Raw genomic sequence first — 15558 nt, 5'->3', positions numbered from 1 at the left:
AACGGGTTTCTTACTCTTGAGCCAGCCATCACCTCAGGCCAATCGCATTATCACCCTAAGCCTTGAACCCAATGACCCGCAGCGTCTCGCAAGTCTCTGCGGCCAACAGGACGAGCATCTAAAGCTGATTGAGAGCCGCCTGGACGTGACGTTGCGCAACCGTGGCAACGTTTTTCAGCTGGCCGGTGCCGCGAACCGTATCAAAGCGGCCGCCAACGTGCTGGAACACCTCTACCGTGAAACCGCCGCCGATGAACTCTCGGCGGATACCGTGCACCTGTTCCTGCAAGAATCCGGCCTGGAAGCGCTGGAGGAGGAAGAGGATGGCGAAGGCGGTAGCGATGAAGTGATCATGCGCACACCGCGCACCATGATCAAACCGCGCGGCCTGAACCAGCAGCGCTACGTGCAGAGCATCCGCGAACACGACATCAACTTCGGCATCGGGCCAGCGGGCACCGGTAAAACGTACCTTGCCGTGGCGGCTGCCGTGGAAGCGCTCAACCAGCAAGAGGTGCGCCGCATTCTGCTGGTACGCCCAGCGGTGGAAGCCGGTGAGAAACTGGGCTTCCTGCCGGGCGACTTGGCGCAAAAAATCGACCCGTACCTGCGCCCGCTGTATGACGCGCTGTACGAAATGATCGGCTTCGAGCAGGTGGCGAAACTGATCGAGCGTCAGGTGATCGAGATTGCCCCGCTGGCCTACATGCGTGGCCGTACGCTGAACAACTCGTACATCATCCTGGATGAGAGCCAGAACACCACGCCGGAGCAGATGAAAATGTTCCTGACACGGATCGGCTTTGGTTCCACCGCCGTGATCACCGGCGATATTACCCAGGTCGACCTGCCCCGCGGGCAGCGCTCAGGGCTGTCGCAGGTGCTGGACGTCCTCAAAGACACCCCCGGCATCGGCGTGACCCACTTTGCCGCGAAGGACGTGGTGCGTCACCCGCTGGTGCAGCGCATCATCGAAGCCTACGACGAGTTCGAGTCTCAGCAGGAAGTGGCCGAGCGCGCCCGGCGTGAAGCTCGCCAGCAGGAGCGCGAAGCGCGTATGCAGGCCATGGAACGCAACAGCTATAGCGACCGCTCGGGAGAGAACGACCGATGAGCGATATCGTGATCGACCGGCAGGCGGCCATCGACGAACCGCGGCTGCCGTCGCTCGAACAGCTCACCCATTGGGTGAGCTGTGTCTTTTCTCGCCATCCGGATGACGAACGCCAAGAGCTGACCATCCGTTTCGTGGACGAAGAGGAGAGCCAGGCGCTGAATCGCGACTATCGCGGTAAAGACAAGCCCACCAACGTGCTCTCGTTTCCTTTCGAGAATCCACCCGGCATCACCCTGCCGCTGCTGGGCGATCTGATCATTTGCCACGCCGTGGTCGCCCGCGAAGCCGACGAACAGCAGAAGCCGCTGGCCCACCACTATGCGCATATGGTCGTACACGGCACGCTGCACTTAATGGGCTACGATCATATCGACGACCAGGAAGCCGAGGAGATGGAGCAGCTAGAGCGCGAGCTGTTGGCGACTCTCGATATTCCTGATCCTTATCACGCTTAAGCCGACCCCCTAAATCAAGCGAACGTTTAGAGTGGTGTCAACGGCCACTCAGTGATAAAACGATGGCGTGTACGTACGATCATCCTGGTAACACCTTTTTTCGTAACTGAGAGATTTGACGCAATGAGCGAAGACCGATCGAGCAACCCCAATCAAAAATCATGGCTCGAGAAACTCTTTGGCGCCCTTTCCGGAGACAACGACGAACCCAGCTCGCGGGATGAGCTGATGACGTTTTTACGCCACACCGCAGGGAAACTGAAGCTGGATCAAGACGCCATCATGATTATTGAGGGGGCGCTCGATATCAGCGATCAGCAGGTGCGTGAAATCTTGATCCCACGCTCTCAGGTGTCGGCCATTACCCTCGACCAAACGCGGGACGACTACCTGCCGTTGATCCAAGAGACCGGCCACTCCCGCTACCCGGTGGTGGGCGAGAACCTGGACGACGTAAAAGGCATTCTGCTGGTCAAAGACCTGCTGCCGCTGCTGTCGCAATCGCAAGAGAGCCGCGACGCGTTCAAACTGGAAGACGTGCTGCGTCCGGCGATGTTCATTCCCGAATCCAAGCGCCTCAATACCCTGCTCAAAGAGTTCCGCGAAACCCATAACCACATGGCGATCGTGGTGGACGAGTACGGCGGCACGGCGGGTATCATCACCATCGAAGATATTCTCGAGCAGATCGTCGGGGATATCGAAGACGAGCACGACACCGATGAAGAGGACGACATCCGCACGCTGGAGAACGGCCACTTCGCCATTCGCGCCCTCACGCCCATCGAAGACTTCAACGAACGCTTCGGCACCGAATTCTCCGATGACGAATTCGATACGGTGGGCGGGCTGGTGATGCAGCAGTTTGGTCACCTACCCGGTCGCGGCGAACACACGACGCTGGGCGGCTGGCGGTTCGTCATTCTGAACGCCGATAACCGCCGCATTCGCCTGCTCGAAGCCTACCGCGACAGCAACGCCGCTGACGACGAACCACAGGACGACTAGGCGGTCGTTCTCCCACTGCCTCTACCACCCTAGATAGGATATCGCCATGGGGTTTACACCCACGTTGACGCTACAGCTGCTCGCCGCCCTGGTGGCGGGCGGCTTCACCACGCTGACTGCTTCCCCTTTCGAACTCTGGTGGCTAGGCCCGGTGGCCATGGGTCTGTTGTACGTGGGCCTACACACGCTTACCCCGCGCCAAGCAGCGCTAAAAGGCTGGCTGTATGGCGTGGCGCTGTTTGCCAGCGGCACCTCCTGGGTTTACGTCTCGATTCACGACTACGGCTATACCGGTGTGCCGCTCGCGGTCTTTTTAACCGCGCTGTTTGTGGGCGTACTGGCGCTGTTCTTCGCGGGCACGTTCTGGCTCTACCGGCGCTTTATCGGCCCCCGCTGGGCGCTGCTCACTTTCGCAGGCGCGTGGATGCTGGGCGAAGTGCTGCGCACTTACTTGTTTACCGGCTTCCCCTGGCTGCTGGTGGGCTCTAGCTACGTGGACTCCCCGCTGGCTAGCTGGGCACCCGTTGGGGGCGTGTACTTACTCTCGCTGCTGGTGGTGCTTACCGGCACGCTGGGGGTGGAAGTGCTGCGCCGCCAGTGGTGGGCCGCGCTTCCGCTGGCGGCCATTTGGCTAGCCCCGCTTGCGCTACCCCACCAGTGGACGACACCGGTCAGCGAACCGACTCGCGTGGCGCTGCTGCAGGGGAATTTGCCGCAGCTGCTCAAGTGGACCCCCGAAGGCCAGCGCACCGCCGCCAATACCTACAGCGAGTTGACTCGCGGCGTCGCAGACGAGGCAGATCTGATCTTGTGGCCGGAAACCGCGCTGCCCATGATCGATAGCCAGGCGCGGCCCGTGCTGGAACGAGTGCAGGCCAACCTGCCCGTCGACACCGCACTGCTGACGGGCATCGTGCAGTTGGATGAGGACGACCGCTACTTCAACAGCGTGATTGGCGTTGGCAACGTGGAAGGCAGCTACCAAAAAGAGCACTTGGTGCCGTTTGGTGAGTACCTGCCGCTGGAGAGCCTGCTGCGCGGCGCAATCAACTTCTTCGACTTGCCCATGTCCAGCTTTACCAAGGGCGCTGCGGATCAAACGCCCATGCAAGCGGCCGGTGTCGCTATCGGTAACGCCATTTGCTACGAGATCATCTACCCTGAGCTGGTCGCCCAACGGGCGGCAGACAGCGGCGTGATCGTGACCGTTTCAAACGATACGTGGTTCGGGGCCTCCATTGGCCCGCACCAGCACCTGCAAATGGCGCGCCTGCGCGCCTTGGAGAACGGCCGCTACGTGGTACGTGCCACCAGCAACGGTATTACCGCGATCATCGACCCGCGTGGCAACGTGGTGGACCGCGCGCCGCAGTTCGAGACCACCTACCTCACCGGCGAGTTTTACGCCATGGAGGGGCTCACGCCGTTCACCCGACTGGGCAGCCTGCCCGTTTGGTTGCTGGCGGGGTTACTGCTGCTGCCGGGGTTCGTGCGTCGGCGCTAATGCCCATAGCCCAGCGGCCATAAAAAAGCCCCCAGCCACGTTCGTGGCCGGGGGCTTCGTGTTAGGCGGCTTCGTTAAAACGCGCCGGCTAAGTACTGCTGGGGATTTCTCCTAACACTTCCGGAATGGTCATGCGCACGTAGCGGCCCGGTGCGGGTTCGATCACTTTTAACTCCCCCTCCCCCGGCTGGCGGGCGGGCACCATCTTTTTCGGGTCGGCATCCGCATAGCCGTTCTCCGTCACCCACGCTTGCCAGTGGGGCCACCAGGAGCCTTCGTGGAAGGTCGCGCCTTCCTGCCAGGCGTCGTGACTGTCGGGCAGCGTGTCGTTGGTCCAGTAGCCATACTTGTTCTTATGGGGCGGGTTCACGATACCGGCAATGTGTCCAGAACCGCCCAGCACGAAGGTCGTCGGGCCTTTGGGCAGCAGTGCACCGTAATACGTGCTGTTCCATTTGGCGATGTGGTCTTCTTTAGTGGAGACAAAGTAACTGGGGGCTGAGACTTTACGCAGGTCGATTTTAACCCCATCCAGCTCAATGCCACCGGGCTGTACCAAGCGGTTTTCAAGGTACATATGGCGCAGGTACCACGCATGGGTACCGGCCGTTAGGTTGGTGCCGTCGGTGTTCCAGTAGAGCAGATCGAAGGCCGCCGGAATCTCGCCCTTCAAGTAGTTATTGATATAAAACGACCAGAACAGGTCGTTTTCCCGCAGCAGGTTGAAGGTATAGGCCATGGAGCGGCCATCCAGATAGCCCTTCATCTGCATGGTTTGTTCGATACCCTGCACCACGCGCTCGTTCAGGAACACGCCGATATCGCCCGGATCGCGGAAATCCTGCAGCGTGGCCATGTACGTGACCGACTTCACCTTGCGGCCACGGCGGGTGCTGGTGAGGTAGGCCACGGTAGAGGCCGTCAGCGTGCCGCCCACGCAGTAGCTCAGCAGGTTGACCGACTTCTCACCACAGGCATGCTCGATGGCCTCCATGGCACTGATCGGGCCCATCTGCATATAGTCGGCCCAGGTAATGTCGCGCTGCTCGGGACCTGGGTTACGCCAGGAGATCAGAAAGACCGTGTGACCTTGATCGACCATCCACTTCACCAGCGAGTTATCTTCCCGCAGATCGAGGATGTAGTACTTGTTGATCCAGGGCGGCACGATCAACAGCGGCGTTTTGAACGTTTTTTCGGTGGTCGGCGTGTACTGAATGAGCTGAATCAGCTCGTTTTCATACACCACGGCGCCAGGCGTTACCGCGATATTCTCGCCCACGCCAAAGGCGCTGCGATCGGTCATGCGCACGTTGATGCCCTCTGCCGAGTTGGCGAGGTCTTCCCGCAGCCGGGTCAGGCCATCGACGAGATTCTGGCCTTTGGTTTCCAGGGTGCGGCGCATCACTTCCGGGTTGGTGGAGACGAAGTTGGTGGGTGACATCGCATTCACCAACTGCCGGGCATAGAACGTCAGGTTGCGCTTATGTACGGGGTCTAACCCGTCGAGGTCGTTAATCAGCTCGTCGACCATCTGCGAAAACAGCAGGTATTGCTGCATGATCGCCATGTAGTAGGGGTCGGTGGTCCAGGCGTCGTCCTTGAAGCGGCGGTCATGTTTGGGCGGCGTCACCAGCGGAGCCACCTGTTCACCGGCCATGGCGCGCACGCCCTGCTGCCATAGCAGCCACTGGTCTTGCAGCAGCCGCGACTGGGTCTGCCACAGCAGATTCGGGTTGCTCATCAGCGAACGGGCGGCGGCTTCGAAGCTCTCGCGCATATCGCTGTAGACGGAGTCGGCGGCTTCGCTGGGCGCCATGCGCGTCAGCAAGTCTCCCAAGAGCGCTTTGTACTGCTCACCAATGTCGTCGAGCTGCTCTTTCCATGCCTCCATCTCTTCTTGCGAATAGTGTTGAGACGGCATTTTCCACCCTGACTGCATACCACTTCCCCCTCACCTGCTGGGCGGCGTCCGCCCTGGCAACGCACTAAAGAACACGACAAAAGAAGGCGGCGCCTTATGGGCGCCGCACGACTCTTTCAACGATTAGCTCTTGCGAGACGACTGACTGGACGCCTTGGCAGGCTGCTCGCCTTTGGCGGCCGCGCTGGCTTGTTCGCTCATTTTTTGTCCGGCTTCGCTAAACAGCTTTTCCATTTCGGATTTGAACTGCAGGCTCATTTCGCTCATCACCCGCGCGTCCTCCTGCATTTGCTGGGAAAGCTCGTTCATCATTTCCGCTTGTTTGGTACCAAAATCGCGCAGGCTTTCGGCGTCGCTGATCTCTGTGGCGCTGCGGATGCGCTCGGTGCCCATTTGGCTGTAGCGTTTCATCGCTTCCAGCTGGTATTGGGTCATTTTTTCCATGTTGTTGAGCATTAGCGAGTTCATCTTACGCATCGGCTCGAACATTTGGCGGGTTTGGGCGTTAAAGGCGTCCATCATTTTATCTTGCATTGTGGTTGCTCCTGTCTCTCGTTCCTTGGCATGAGCCTGGAGTGGCTCATCACATCGCAAATTGTTGCACCGCAAAAAGAGTAATACGTGGCATGCTGCTTTGCAACATGCCACTAACTCCCACTGCAGGGCCCCTTTTGATAGCGCCTGACTCGCCTACCCTTTGGCTCGAGAGCGCGACGACGCCGTGGCTTTCGCCTTGGTGGTCTTCTCACTGGCCGCCGACGAGGGTTCGCTATCTGCTTGGCTGGCACCGCCACTATGGGCACTACCGGCCTGACGCAGCATATCCAGCATCATCTGCTGATAGGTGCCAAAGTTAGCAAGCCCCTGTGAAAGTCCTTGCTGCATCATGGGTTGCTGCAGGAAAGGACGCATCAAGCTCATGGGGTCGTAACCTTCTACCCCTGATTCCATCTGCCGTTGGATGTTGTCCAGCAGGCTCTGCTGGAACGCTTCCACATCGGGCAGCCCCAGCGACTGCCGAAATTCATCCGGCGTCAGGTCAAACTCAACGTTAATTTTCATAGGGCACTCCTTAACCGTCTTCTTTGAGTGTAGCAGCGAACCACTCAGCGTACCTTGGCGTTATTGCTGGCCTAAACGCGGTGTATCAACGCTGACAGCAGCGTTTTGGCCCCGGTGGCGCAGCCAGTGGTCGAGCAGCGTAATCGCCATCATAGCCTCGGCAATCGGCGTTGCCCGAATGCCCACACAGGGGTCGTGACGCCCTTTGGTGATCACCTCGACCGGCTCGCCGTGCACATCGATGGAACGCCCTGGCGTGGTAATGCTGGAGGTCGGCTTCAGCGCTAGGCGTGCGACGATGGGCTGGCCGCTGGAGATACCGCCCAGTACGCCGCCCGCATGGTTGGAAAGAAAGCCATCCGGCGTCATCTCATCGCGGTGTTCGCTGCCGCGCTGGGCAATGCAGCCGAAGCCCGCGCCAATCTCGATCCCTTTTACCGCATTGATACTCATCAAACCGTGCGCTAGGTCAGCATCCAGACGGTCGAAGACCGGCTCGCCCAGGCCTACGGGCACGCCATCGGCAATCACGGTAATTTCCGCGCCCACGGAGTCTTGGTCCCGGCGCAGCTGGTCCATGTAGCTTTCTAGCTCGGCGACTTTATCGGGGTCGGGGCAGAAGAAGGCGTTCTGATCGACGGCTTCCCAGGTTTTGAAGTCGATCTTGATCGGGCCGAGCTGGCTCATGTAACCGCGAATTTGAATGCCCTGTGCCGCCAGCACCTTTTTGGCAATGGCACCCGCCGCCACGCGCATGGCGGTCTCACGGGCACTGGAGCGGCCGCCACCCCGGTAGTCCCGGTGACCATACTTGTGATGGTAGGTGTAGTCCGCGTGGGCGGGGCGGAACTGGTCTTTGATCTTGGAGTAATCTTTGGAGCGCTGGTCGGTGTTTTCGATTAGCAGGCCAATCGAGGTGCCGGTGGTCTTGCCTTCGAACACGCCGGACAGAATACGCACCTGATCCGGCTCTTTGCGCTGGGTGGTGTGGCGCGAGCTGCCGGGGCGGCGGCGATCCAGATCGCCCTGCAGATCCTCTTCGCTAATCGCAATGCCCGGAGGGCAGCCATCGACAATGGCCCCTAACGCGGGGCCGTGGCTTTCGCCAAAGGTGGTGACGGTAAACAGTTTGCCAAACGTATTGCCAGACATGGGCGTTAATTCCTCACGCAAAAGACGCCGCATGGGCGTCGAGTTCAGCGGCGCTCAGGGCAAACACGCCCTGGCCGCCACGCTCGAATTCAAGCCAGATAAAGGGCACCTCGGGGAAGGCGGCCTCCACATGGCGGTCAGAGTTGCCGACTTCGACGATCAGCCACCCCTCTTCCGTTAGGTGTGACCGGGCCTCGCGCAGAATACGCCGCACGATATCCAGGCCGTCGCTGCCCGCGCCCAGCGCCAACGACGGCTCGTGGCGGAACTCGGCGGGCATGGTGGCCAGGTCGCGTTCATCGACATAGGGCGGATTGGAGACGATCAGGTCGAAGCGCTGGCCTTCCAGGCTGTCGAACACGTCAGACTCCACGGCGCGTACACGGTCGCCGACATCGTGGCGGGTAATATTCTGCCGCGCTACGGCCAAGGCATCCTGGCTGATATCCGCCAGCGCCACTTCGCAGGTGGGCAATACCAGCGCCGTGGCAATGCCAATGCAGCCGGAGCCGGTGCACAAATCCAGCACGCGGGCGGGCGGCTCTTCGGGGAACCACGCCGCAAAGCCATCTTCGATCAGCTCGGCAATCGGTGAGCGGGGAATCAGCACGCGCTCATCTACATTGAAGGGGTAGCCTGCGAAGAAGGCTTCCCCCAGCAGGTAAGGCAGCGGGCGGCGCGTGGTAACGCGCTCGCGGGCGAGGCGAATGATCCGCTCACGCTCGATGGGCAGCAGCCGCGCATCCAGCACGGCCGGGTCGACGTTCCAAGGAAGATGCAGCGCGCCCAGGCAGAGGGCGACCGCTTCGTCCCAGGGTGACTGCGTGCCGTGCCCATAGTGCAACCCCGCCAAGTAGAACTCGCTGGAGACCCAGCGCAAATAGTCCCGCAGTGTAAAAAGATCGCTGACCAGCGCCGAATCCGGCAGCGATAGCGTCGAAGGGGAGGACTCATCGGTGAGATGCGTGGTCACAAGGGCTCCTGGCGTCAAAAGGTCGTTGGGGGATTGTACCTTTGACGCCGCCCGGTTCACAGCAGCGCCAAGCTCGCTATACTGTCTCGCCTTAGCGTTTTTTATCCACCGCCCCTTTTTTCACCACTACTTAGTTGATTCGAGCCGACCATGACGCGACACCTGCCCAACGATGACGATATCAGTGCCTTTCGCCAAGCGCTGCAGGCGGCAGGGGTACGCCGTATTGCCACCAACCAAGCCGACCCCGGCAAGCCAAAGCGCCAGTCAGATGCCAGCGAAGCGCGTCGCCGAGCGGCGGTCGAGAGCAGTACGCTGCAAACCAGCGGGCGCACGTCCGATGGCCGGGTGGAAGCCGTACGGCCATCGGAGTATTTAGAGTTCAGCGTGCCGGACCTGCCCTGGCGCACCTTCAGCCAGCTCAAGCGCGGGCAGACGGCGTGGCAGGCGGGGTTGGATCTGCACGGTTACACTTTGGAAGAGGCGCGGCTGGAGCTGGAGAGTTTTTTGCGCGATGCCGCTGCCCAGGGGCTGCGCTGTGTGCTGGTGGTGCATGGCAAGGCGTGGGGCACCACGTCTGATTTCCCGGTACTGAAAAGCCACACCAACGCGTGGCTACGGGAGTGGCCCGGCGTGCTGGCGTTCTGCTCCGCCACCGATATCGATGGCGGCACCGGGGCGGTGTATATCCTGCTGCGCAAGCGCGGCCAGTAGCGATACCTTTTCTGCCATTGCGTTGAATCACTGTTTTTTTCGCCGCCACGCCCTCGTCACGACTACTCAGCTGCATCCGAGGCGATGCTCGGCATGCGTCGCTCCAACGCTTCGTCGGCTAGGTGGCGGCCTAACCGAATCAGCTCGTTGGCGCGGTGAAACTCGTAGGTACTGCACACCGTTTTGGGAATTTCGATCAGTACGTCAGGCGGGTAGCCCGCCACTTTGTACTTCGCCAGCGCCGCCTGGGTGATATCGAACGACTCCAGAATCATATCCAGCTTGCCCCACTCGCGCTTACCGCGCAGATCCACCGTCTCATCGTCGTCGCTGTCGTCACCGCCGCCGCCCAGGCCGCCCCAAAGCCGCCGGGTCGTGGCGCGTACTTCATCCATCCAGCCGCCTATGTTGGCGTCGCGGTCCCGCTCCAAGGCGGTGCGGTCGTCATCGCCCCCCTCCTGGGGCAGCAGCTCGTCCAGCGTTACGGGCTGCGGGCTGTGGGCGGTAACGTTCACGGCAACCACGAAATCCGCCTCGTGGGCGGCGAGAATCGGCATCATGGGGAGCGGGTTGAGCAGCCCGCCATCCACCAGCACCTGCTCGCCGATGTGGACCGGCGTAATCACCCCAGGCACGGCAATCGAGGCGCGAATGGCTCGCAGCAGCGGGCCGTTTTGAAACCAGACTTCGCGTTGGCGCACCAAGTCCGTCGCCACGGTGGTCACTGGGATGGGCAGATCTTCGATCAGTCGGTCGCCCACCAACTCTTCCAATTTGCTCATCACTTTATTGGCGCGCATCGCCCCCATGGGGCTCCAGGTCACGTCGACCAGCTTGAGCACGTCCAAGTAGTCGAGGTTGCACACCCACTCGCGGTACTCCGGCAGCTTGCCCGAGGCATAAATGCCACCGATCAGCGCACCCATGGAGCACCCGGCAATCGAAATGATCTCGAAGCCTCGGGCCTCCAGCGCTTCAATCACACCGATATGGGCGTACCCTCTTGCACCGCCGCTCCCCAGCACCAGGGCCACTTTACGACCGCTCCCCAACGCTCTCCCCGTCAACTGGCTAACCACGTTCTGCCCCTCCTTTTTGGCATGGTGTCTCATACGCACACGTCGTTCTTGTGTTCCAACGTTAACTGGCCGTGTGGCCTTCCCGGCAAATCACCTCGGCCACGCGCTCGACGGCCTGCGGCTCCAAATGCAAATGGTGACCGCCAGCCAGCACGTGCCGAGTGAGCTGCGGCACCGCCTGCCGCGCCTGGGCTGCCCAGGCACGCTCGCCCAAAATGCCCTGCTCTCCTTCTATCAATAGCACCGGTGCGCGAATCTCGCTCAGTACCGCTAGCACTTGCGGCGGTGTAAAGCGCACCAGAGAGGGCTTGAGCAGGCGGCTGTCGGTACGCATTTGCACTTTGCCATCGGCCGTGGCTTGAGTATTACGCTCGACCAGCGGCGTGGCGGTGATGCTATCCAACGGCGTGACGCCGCCCGCCACCCGGGCCGCAATGGCACTTTCCAGGTCGGGGTAGCGCGGTGTGCGAGACGAGGAGCGCCGGTGAGCGATGATGCCTTTACGCAGTTGGCTGGCCGTCTCTTCTGCCGACGTATTGAGCGCGCCCAACCCGTCCAGCAAAATCAGTCGCGCTACTTTTTCCGGCAGCGCGGCCGCGACCAAGCAAGAGACCGCCGCGCCCATGGAGTGCGCCAGCAGCGTGGTCTGCTCGAGGCCTAGGGCATCCATGGCATCCAGCACATCGTGGGTGTAGTCCCAAAGCGCGTAGTCGCTGCCAGTCGGGGCATGAGCGGAGTGCCCGTGGCCTCGAAAATCGATCGCCACGATGCGAATGCCCAGCGCGCTCACCAAGCGTGGGGCCAAGCGTGTAAAGCTGGCGGCATTATCCAGCCAACCATGCAGCGCCAGCCAGGTGGGTGCGTCGTACTGCCCCCAGCTCAATGCCGCCAACCGCCCACCGGCCAACGAAAGCGGCTGAGGCGCCGCGCCTACTCGGGAAGCGTCGTTCATAACAATGGGTCTCACTGCGAAAATCTGGCGCGTCTGATGATGCGCCTAAATGTGAACATTACGATGCAAACATTGCGGTGCAAACGTTGTGGCTCAAACGTTACCATGCTCGGCGCAGCGCTTGTGCTGCTTTTACGCGGCCATGGGCCACGACGCCGTTCATTTTTTGATGGAGATTGCCATGAAACCTCGCCGCGATACCCGCGTTCGCAACCTTGTGTTCTTTATTACAGTCATCAGTGCTTTGGTCGTGGGGCTGTGGCTGGCTCGCTAAGGGCAGTGCTTGCAATTTTTGCCTCGTGAATAAATACTGTTTATATATACTGTATATAAACACACTATTTATTCTTGAGGATACCGACGATGCCGTCTCAACTCGCCCCCGTTGCGACAGCCTTGCCGTTAACGTCTCAGCCGCTGCCGTTTCCTCCCCAAACGGGCCGCGCCGGCATTAGCGGCTTTCCCTCCCCCGCCCAAGATTACGAGCCGCGCACCCTCGATCTCAATGCGCGGCTGATCAAACACCCCACCCAAACGTTTTACCTCACCGCCACCGGCGACAGCATGGAGGGCTGGGGAATCTTCGAAGGCGATTTACTGGTCGTCGACCGCAGCGTGACGCCCCGCTTAGGGCATATCCTCGTGGCCATGTTCGACGAGGAAGTGCTGATCAAGCGCTACGCACTATATCGCGGCACGCCCCACCTCTGCTCTGCCCACCCCCACTATCCGCCGCTGCCGCTAGAAGGCACTGACTGCCAGCTATGGGGCGTGGTGCGCGCCGTCATTCACGAGTACTTGCCATGATCGGGTTAGTGGATGCCAATAACTTCTATGTCTCCTGCGAGCGGGTGTTCAACCCCGCGCTAGAGGGCAAGCCGGTTGGCGTGATGTCGAATAACGACGGCTGTGTGATTGCTCGTTCGGAGGAGATGAAAGCCATGGAGATCGCCATGGGCACGCCCGCGTACCAGTTAGAGGGGCTACGCCGCCGTGGGGCGATTCATCTGCTCTCTTCCAACTACGAGCTGTATGGCGATATGTCGGCACGGCTGGCCCAACTGCTGCGCGATGCCTGCCCCGAGGTCGCCCCCTACTCCATCGACGAGATGTTCATTTACCTGGATGGCTTCGACGATGCCCAGTGCCAAGCCATCGGTGCAGCGCTGCGCCGCCGTATTCGTCGCCATTTAGGGCTGCCCGTGTGCGTGGGCCTTGCGCCGACACACACGCTATCCAAGCTTGCCAACCACGTGGCCAAAAAGCAGCCGCATTACGAGGGAGTGTGCTTGCTTCACGGCGAGAGCCTTACCACGCAGGTAGTGCTGAAACAGCTCGCTGTTAGCGAGGTATGGGGCGTCGGTCGGCGCTTGGCGGAGCGGCTAGCGGTCAGCGGCATTCGCACTGCCTGGGATCTGCGCGAGTGCGACCCCAAGCAGCTGCGCAAACGCTTTTCCGTGGTACTGGCACGCACCGCGCTGGAGCTACGCGGTACGCCCTGCCTAGAGATGAACGCCGTGGAGCAGCCCCGCCAGCGCATCATGACCTCCCGCTCGTTCGGCCAATCCACCGGCGTAAAAGAGGAGCTGCACGCCGCCCTACGCCGTCACGCCCAGCGAAGTGCCGAAAAATTGCGCCAGCAAGGCAGCCTGGCCCGCGCGGTGATGCTTTTTTTAAACACCAACCGCCACCGCAAAGATCAGCCGCAGCTCTCGCCCAGCGCGATGATTCCCCTCGCTGCGCCCACTGACGATACCCGCCTCATTCTAGAAGCCGTGCGTGAAGGGCTCGATCAGATGTATCGCCCCGGCTACACATTCATGAAAGCCGGCGTCATGCTGCTGGACTTGGTGGATGCGCAGCAGTACCAGCTCTCTTTGCTGCAGCCCACGACCAAGGCGCACCCGCAGCTGATGAAGACGGTCGACGCCATCAACCAAAAGATGGGGCAAGGCACGCTGCGCTTTGGTATGACCGGTGCCGACGCGCCTTGGCAACTGCGCTGCGCGCATCGTTCCAGGCGTTACACCACGTGCTGGGATGAGTTAATGGAGGCAGGTACTCACCCTGGCGCGATTGCCGACGCCAGGGCAAGGCGAGAAAAACAGCGCTTAGCGGGCGGAAAGCGCTTGGCGAAGACGCGGGCTAATGGCTTCACCGATCACGGCAATGAGTACCAGCAGCGCTAGCAGCACCGGCCAATGGGCGGCAAACGAGACCTGATACAGGCCCAAGGCATCGACAAAGATCACCAGAATGCCCAGCGGGCTGACGTAGCGCACCATGGCCAACCACAGCGCATAGGGCAGCGGCGCTAGCCCCAGCTCGTCGCGGAACGTCTCGCTTTTCAATACGAAGCCCGCCAACAGCACCATGCCCAGACCGCCCAGCGGCATCATCCAGCGGGAGGTGAGGTAATCCAGCCAGTCAAAGACGTTCTTGCCTGCCATCGTCCAGTCGGCACCCAGGTTGAACGACAGCATCGCCAGTGTGCTGATCAGCCACAGCACGATGCCAGTGGCCCAGGCAGCCGACTTACGGCTCATGCCTTTGTTATCGCACAGCCACGAGACCGTCGCTTCCACCATGGAGATCGACGACGTGAGCGCGGCCATGGAGAGCATCAAGAAGAACAGCACGCCGAAGAGCGTCCCCATGGGCATTGCTTGGAACGCCAGCGGCAAGCTCATGAAGATCAGCCCTGGGCCTTCGCCGGGGTTCATGCCGTTGGCAAAAATCACCGGGAAGATCGCCAGCCCGGCCATGAGCGCTACCACGGTATCCGCCACGGCGACGCTGAGCGTGGTGCGGCCAATGGAGGTGCCTTTGGGCAGGTAGCTGCCATAGGTCAGGATCGCTCCCGACGCTAGCGAGAGCGTAAAGAACGCATGACCCAGCGCCGCCAGCATCCCTTCGCTGGAGAGGCTACCCGCCTTGAAGGAGAACAGGAAGCGCACCGCGTCACCAAACCCGCCGGAAAACACGCCAAACACGATCAACAGCAGCAGCATGAGTACGAGGCCAGGCATCATCCAACTGACGTTTTTTTCGATGCCCTCTTGAACGCCTTTGCCGACGATGACCATAGTCAGCAGCGTGACCAGCGTACTCCATCCCCCCAGCGTCAGCGGGTTGGCATTGTTGGCCCCAAACACGGCCGCCATGTCGTCGACGCTGGTGCCTGCCAAACCGCCGGAGAGCATTTTCCACAAGTAGGAGAACGACCAGCCCGCCACCACGACGTAGAACGACAAAATCATGAAGCCGCACAGCATGGCCATCCAGCCCAGCAGCGACCAAGCGGACGAGCGGCCAGACTCGTTTACCACCCGGCGAATGGCGTCGATGGGGCTACCGCGCCCTCGGCGGCCAAAGGCAATTTCCGTCATCATGACCGGCACACCTACCGCCAAGATACAGGCCAAATAGACCAGCACGAAGGCCCCACCACCGTATTCACCGGTGATGTAAGGGAATTTCCAAATATTGCCGAGCCCTACCGCTGAGCCTGTGGCTGCCAGCATGAAGCCCCAGCGGCCCAGCCACTGAATGCGAGGTTGTCCCGAAGACGCCATGACCTTCCACCCTATCGGAAAAAAGCGCCTATCCTAGTGGATT

The 15558-nt window shown here is 60.9% G+C and carries 15 protein-coding genes; 7 read left to right on the top strand and 8 right to left on the bottom strand.

Features of this window, described 5'->3' with window-relative positions; all coding sequences use genetic code 11:
• The first annotated feature begins 16 nt into the window (after positions 1–16).
• The 4 genes from CTT34_RS06145 to lnt all read left to right on the top strand — a co-directional run bounded on the left by CTT34_RS06145 (position 17) and on the right by lnt (position 4084).
• Complete coding sequence (locus tag CTT34_RS06145; protein ID WP_159341645.1) at positions 17–1114, top strand: PhoH family protein; 1098 nt, start codon at positions 17–19, stop codon at positions 1112–1114.
• Positions 1111–1572, top strand: a complete 462-nt coding sequence (ybeY, locus tag CTT34_RS06140; RefSeq protein ID WP_159341644.1) for an rRNA maturation RNase YbeY — start codon at positions 1111–1113, stop codon at positions 1570–1572. Before CTT34_RS06145 ends, ybeY begins: the two co-directional genes overlap by 4 nt.
• A gap of 123 nt (positions 1573–1695) precedes the next feature.
• Positions 1696–2580, top strand: coding sequence for an HlyC/CorC family transporter (locus tag CTT34_RS06135; RefSeq protein WP_159341643.1), 885 nt, complete (start codon positions 1696–1698; stop codon positions 2578–2580).
• A 46-nt stretch (positions 2581–2626) separates the two neighbouring features.
• Positions 2627–4084 carry an apolipoprotein N-acyltransferase gene (gene lnt, locus CTT34_RS06130; protein WP_159341642.1) on the top strand — a complete coding sequence of 486 codons (1458 nt, stop codon included), beginning with the start codon at positions 2627–2629 and terminating at the stop codon, positions 4082–4084.
• A gap of 88 nt (positions 4085–4172) precedes the next feature.
• Here the strand turns inward: lnt and phaC are convergent, their stop codons facing one another.
• The 5 genes from phaC to prmB all read right to left on the bottom strand — a co-directional run bounded on the left by phaC (position 4173) and on the right by prmB (position 9195).
• Positions 4173–6026: a class I poly(R)-hydroxyalkanoic acid synthase gene (phaC, locus tag CTT34_RS06125; RefSeq protein WP_159341641.1), complete on the bottom strand. Its 1854-nt coding sequence runs from the start codon at positions 6024–6026 to the stop codon at positions 4173–4175.
• Positions 6027–6131: 105 nt separating this feature from the next.
• On the bottom strand, positions 6132–6542 hold the full coding sequence (locus CTT34_RS06120; protein ID WP_159341640.1) for a phasin family protein: 411 nt from the start codon (positions 6540–6542) through the stop codon (positions 6132–6134).
• A 156-nt stretch (positions 6543–6698) separates the two neighbouring features.
• Entirely contained in the window at positions 6699–7070 is a 372-nt protein-coding gene (locus CTT34_RS06115; RefSeq protein WP_159341639.1) for a hypothetical protein, read from the bottom strand.
• Between the two features lie 60 nt (positions 7071–7130).
• Complete coding sequence (aroC, locus tag CTT34_RS06110) at positions 7131–8222, bottom strand: chorismate synthase (protein WP_159341638.1); 1092 nt, start codon at positions 8220–8222, stop codon at positions 7131–7133.
• Positions 8223–8235: 13 nt separating this feature from the next.
• Entirely contained in the window at positions 8236–9195 is a 960-nt protein-coding gene (gene prmB / locus CTT34_RS06105) for a 50S ribosomal protein L3 N(5)-glutamine methyltransferase (RefSeq protein ID WP_159341637.1), read from the bottom strand.
• A 150-nt stretch (positions 9196–9345) separates the two neighbouring features.
• On the opposite strand from prmB, the gene CTT34_RS06100 reads away from it, so the two are divergent.
• On the top strand, positions 9346–9909 hold the full coding sequence (locus CTT34_RS06100; protein ID WP_159341636.1) for a Smr/MutS family protein: 564 nt from the start codon (positions 9346–9348) through the stop codon (positions 9907–9909).
• Between the two features lie 62 nt (positions 9910–9971).
• Here the strand turns inward: CTT34_RS06100 and CTT34_RS06095 are convergent, their stop codons facing one another.
• Both CTT34_RS06095 and CTT34_RS06090 read right to left on the bottom strand, forming a co-directional pair.
• Positions 9972–11021, bottom strand: coding sequence for a patatin-like phospholipase family protein (locus CTT34_RS06095; RefSeq protein ID WP_159341635.1), 1050 nt, complete (start codon positions 11019–11021; stop codon positions 9972–9974).
• A 28-nt stretch (positions 11022–11049) separates the two neighbouring features.
• Positions 11050–11940, bottom strand: a complete 891-nt coding sequence (locus tag CTT34_RS06090; RefSeq protein WP_159341634.1) for an alpha/beta fold hydrolase — start codon at positions 11938–11940, stop codon at positions 11050–11052.
• 363 nt (positions 11941–12303) lie between these two features.
• Here CTT34_RS06090 and CTT34_RS06085 point away from each other — a divergent pair, with 363 nt between their 5' ends.
• Positions 12304–12747, top strand: coding sequence for a LexA family protein (locus CTT34_RS06085; RefSeq protein WP_159341633.1), 444 nt, complete (start codon positions 12304–12306; stop codon positions 12745–12747).
• The gene (locus CTT34_RS06080; RefSeq protein ID WP_159341632.1) at positions 12744–14129 is read left to right on the top strand and encodes a Y-family DNA polymerase; all 1386 of its coding nucleotides are present in this window, start codon (positions 12744–12746) and stop codon (positions 14127–14129) included. Before CTT34_RS06085 ends, CTT34_RS06080 begins: the two co-directional genes overlap by 4 nt.
• On the opposite strand, the gene CTT34_RS06075 is transcribed toward CTT34_RS06080, so the two are convergent.
• Positions 14052–15515 carry a sodium-dependent transporter gene (locus tag CTT34_RS06075; protein ID WP_159341631.1) on the bottom strand — a complete coding sequence of 488 codons (1464 nt, stop codon included), beginning with the start codon at positions 15513–15515 and terminating at the stop codon, positions 14052–14054. The two genes, CTT34_RS06080 and CTT34_RS06075, sit on opposite strands and share 78 nt — an antisense overlap.
• Positions 15516–15558: the final 43 nt, after the last annotated feature.

The organism is Halomonas meridiana, assembly GCF_009846525.1.
In the GTDB taxonomy this organism is placed as follows: domain Bacteria; phylum Pseudomonadota; class Gammaproteobacteria; order Pseudomonadales; family Halomonadaceae; genus Vreelandella.
This window is presented reverse-complemented; position numbering and strand designations above follow the sequence as displayed.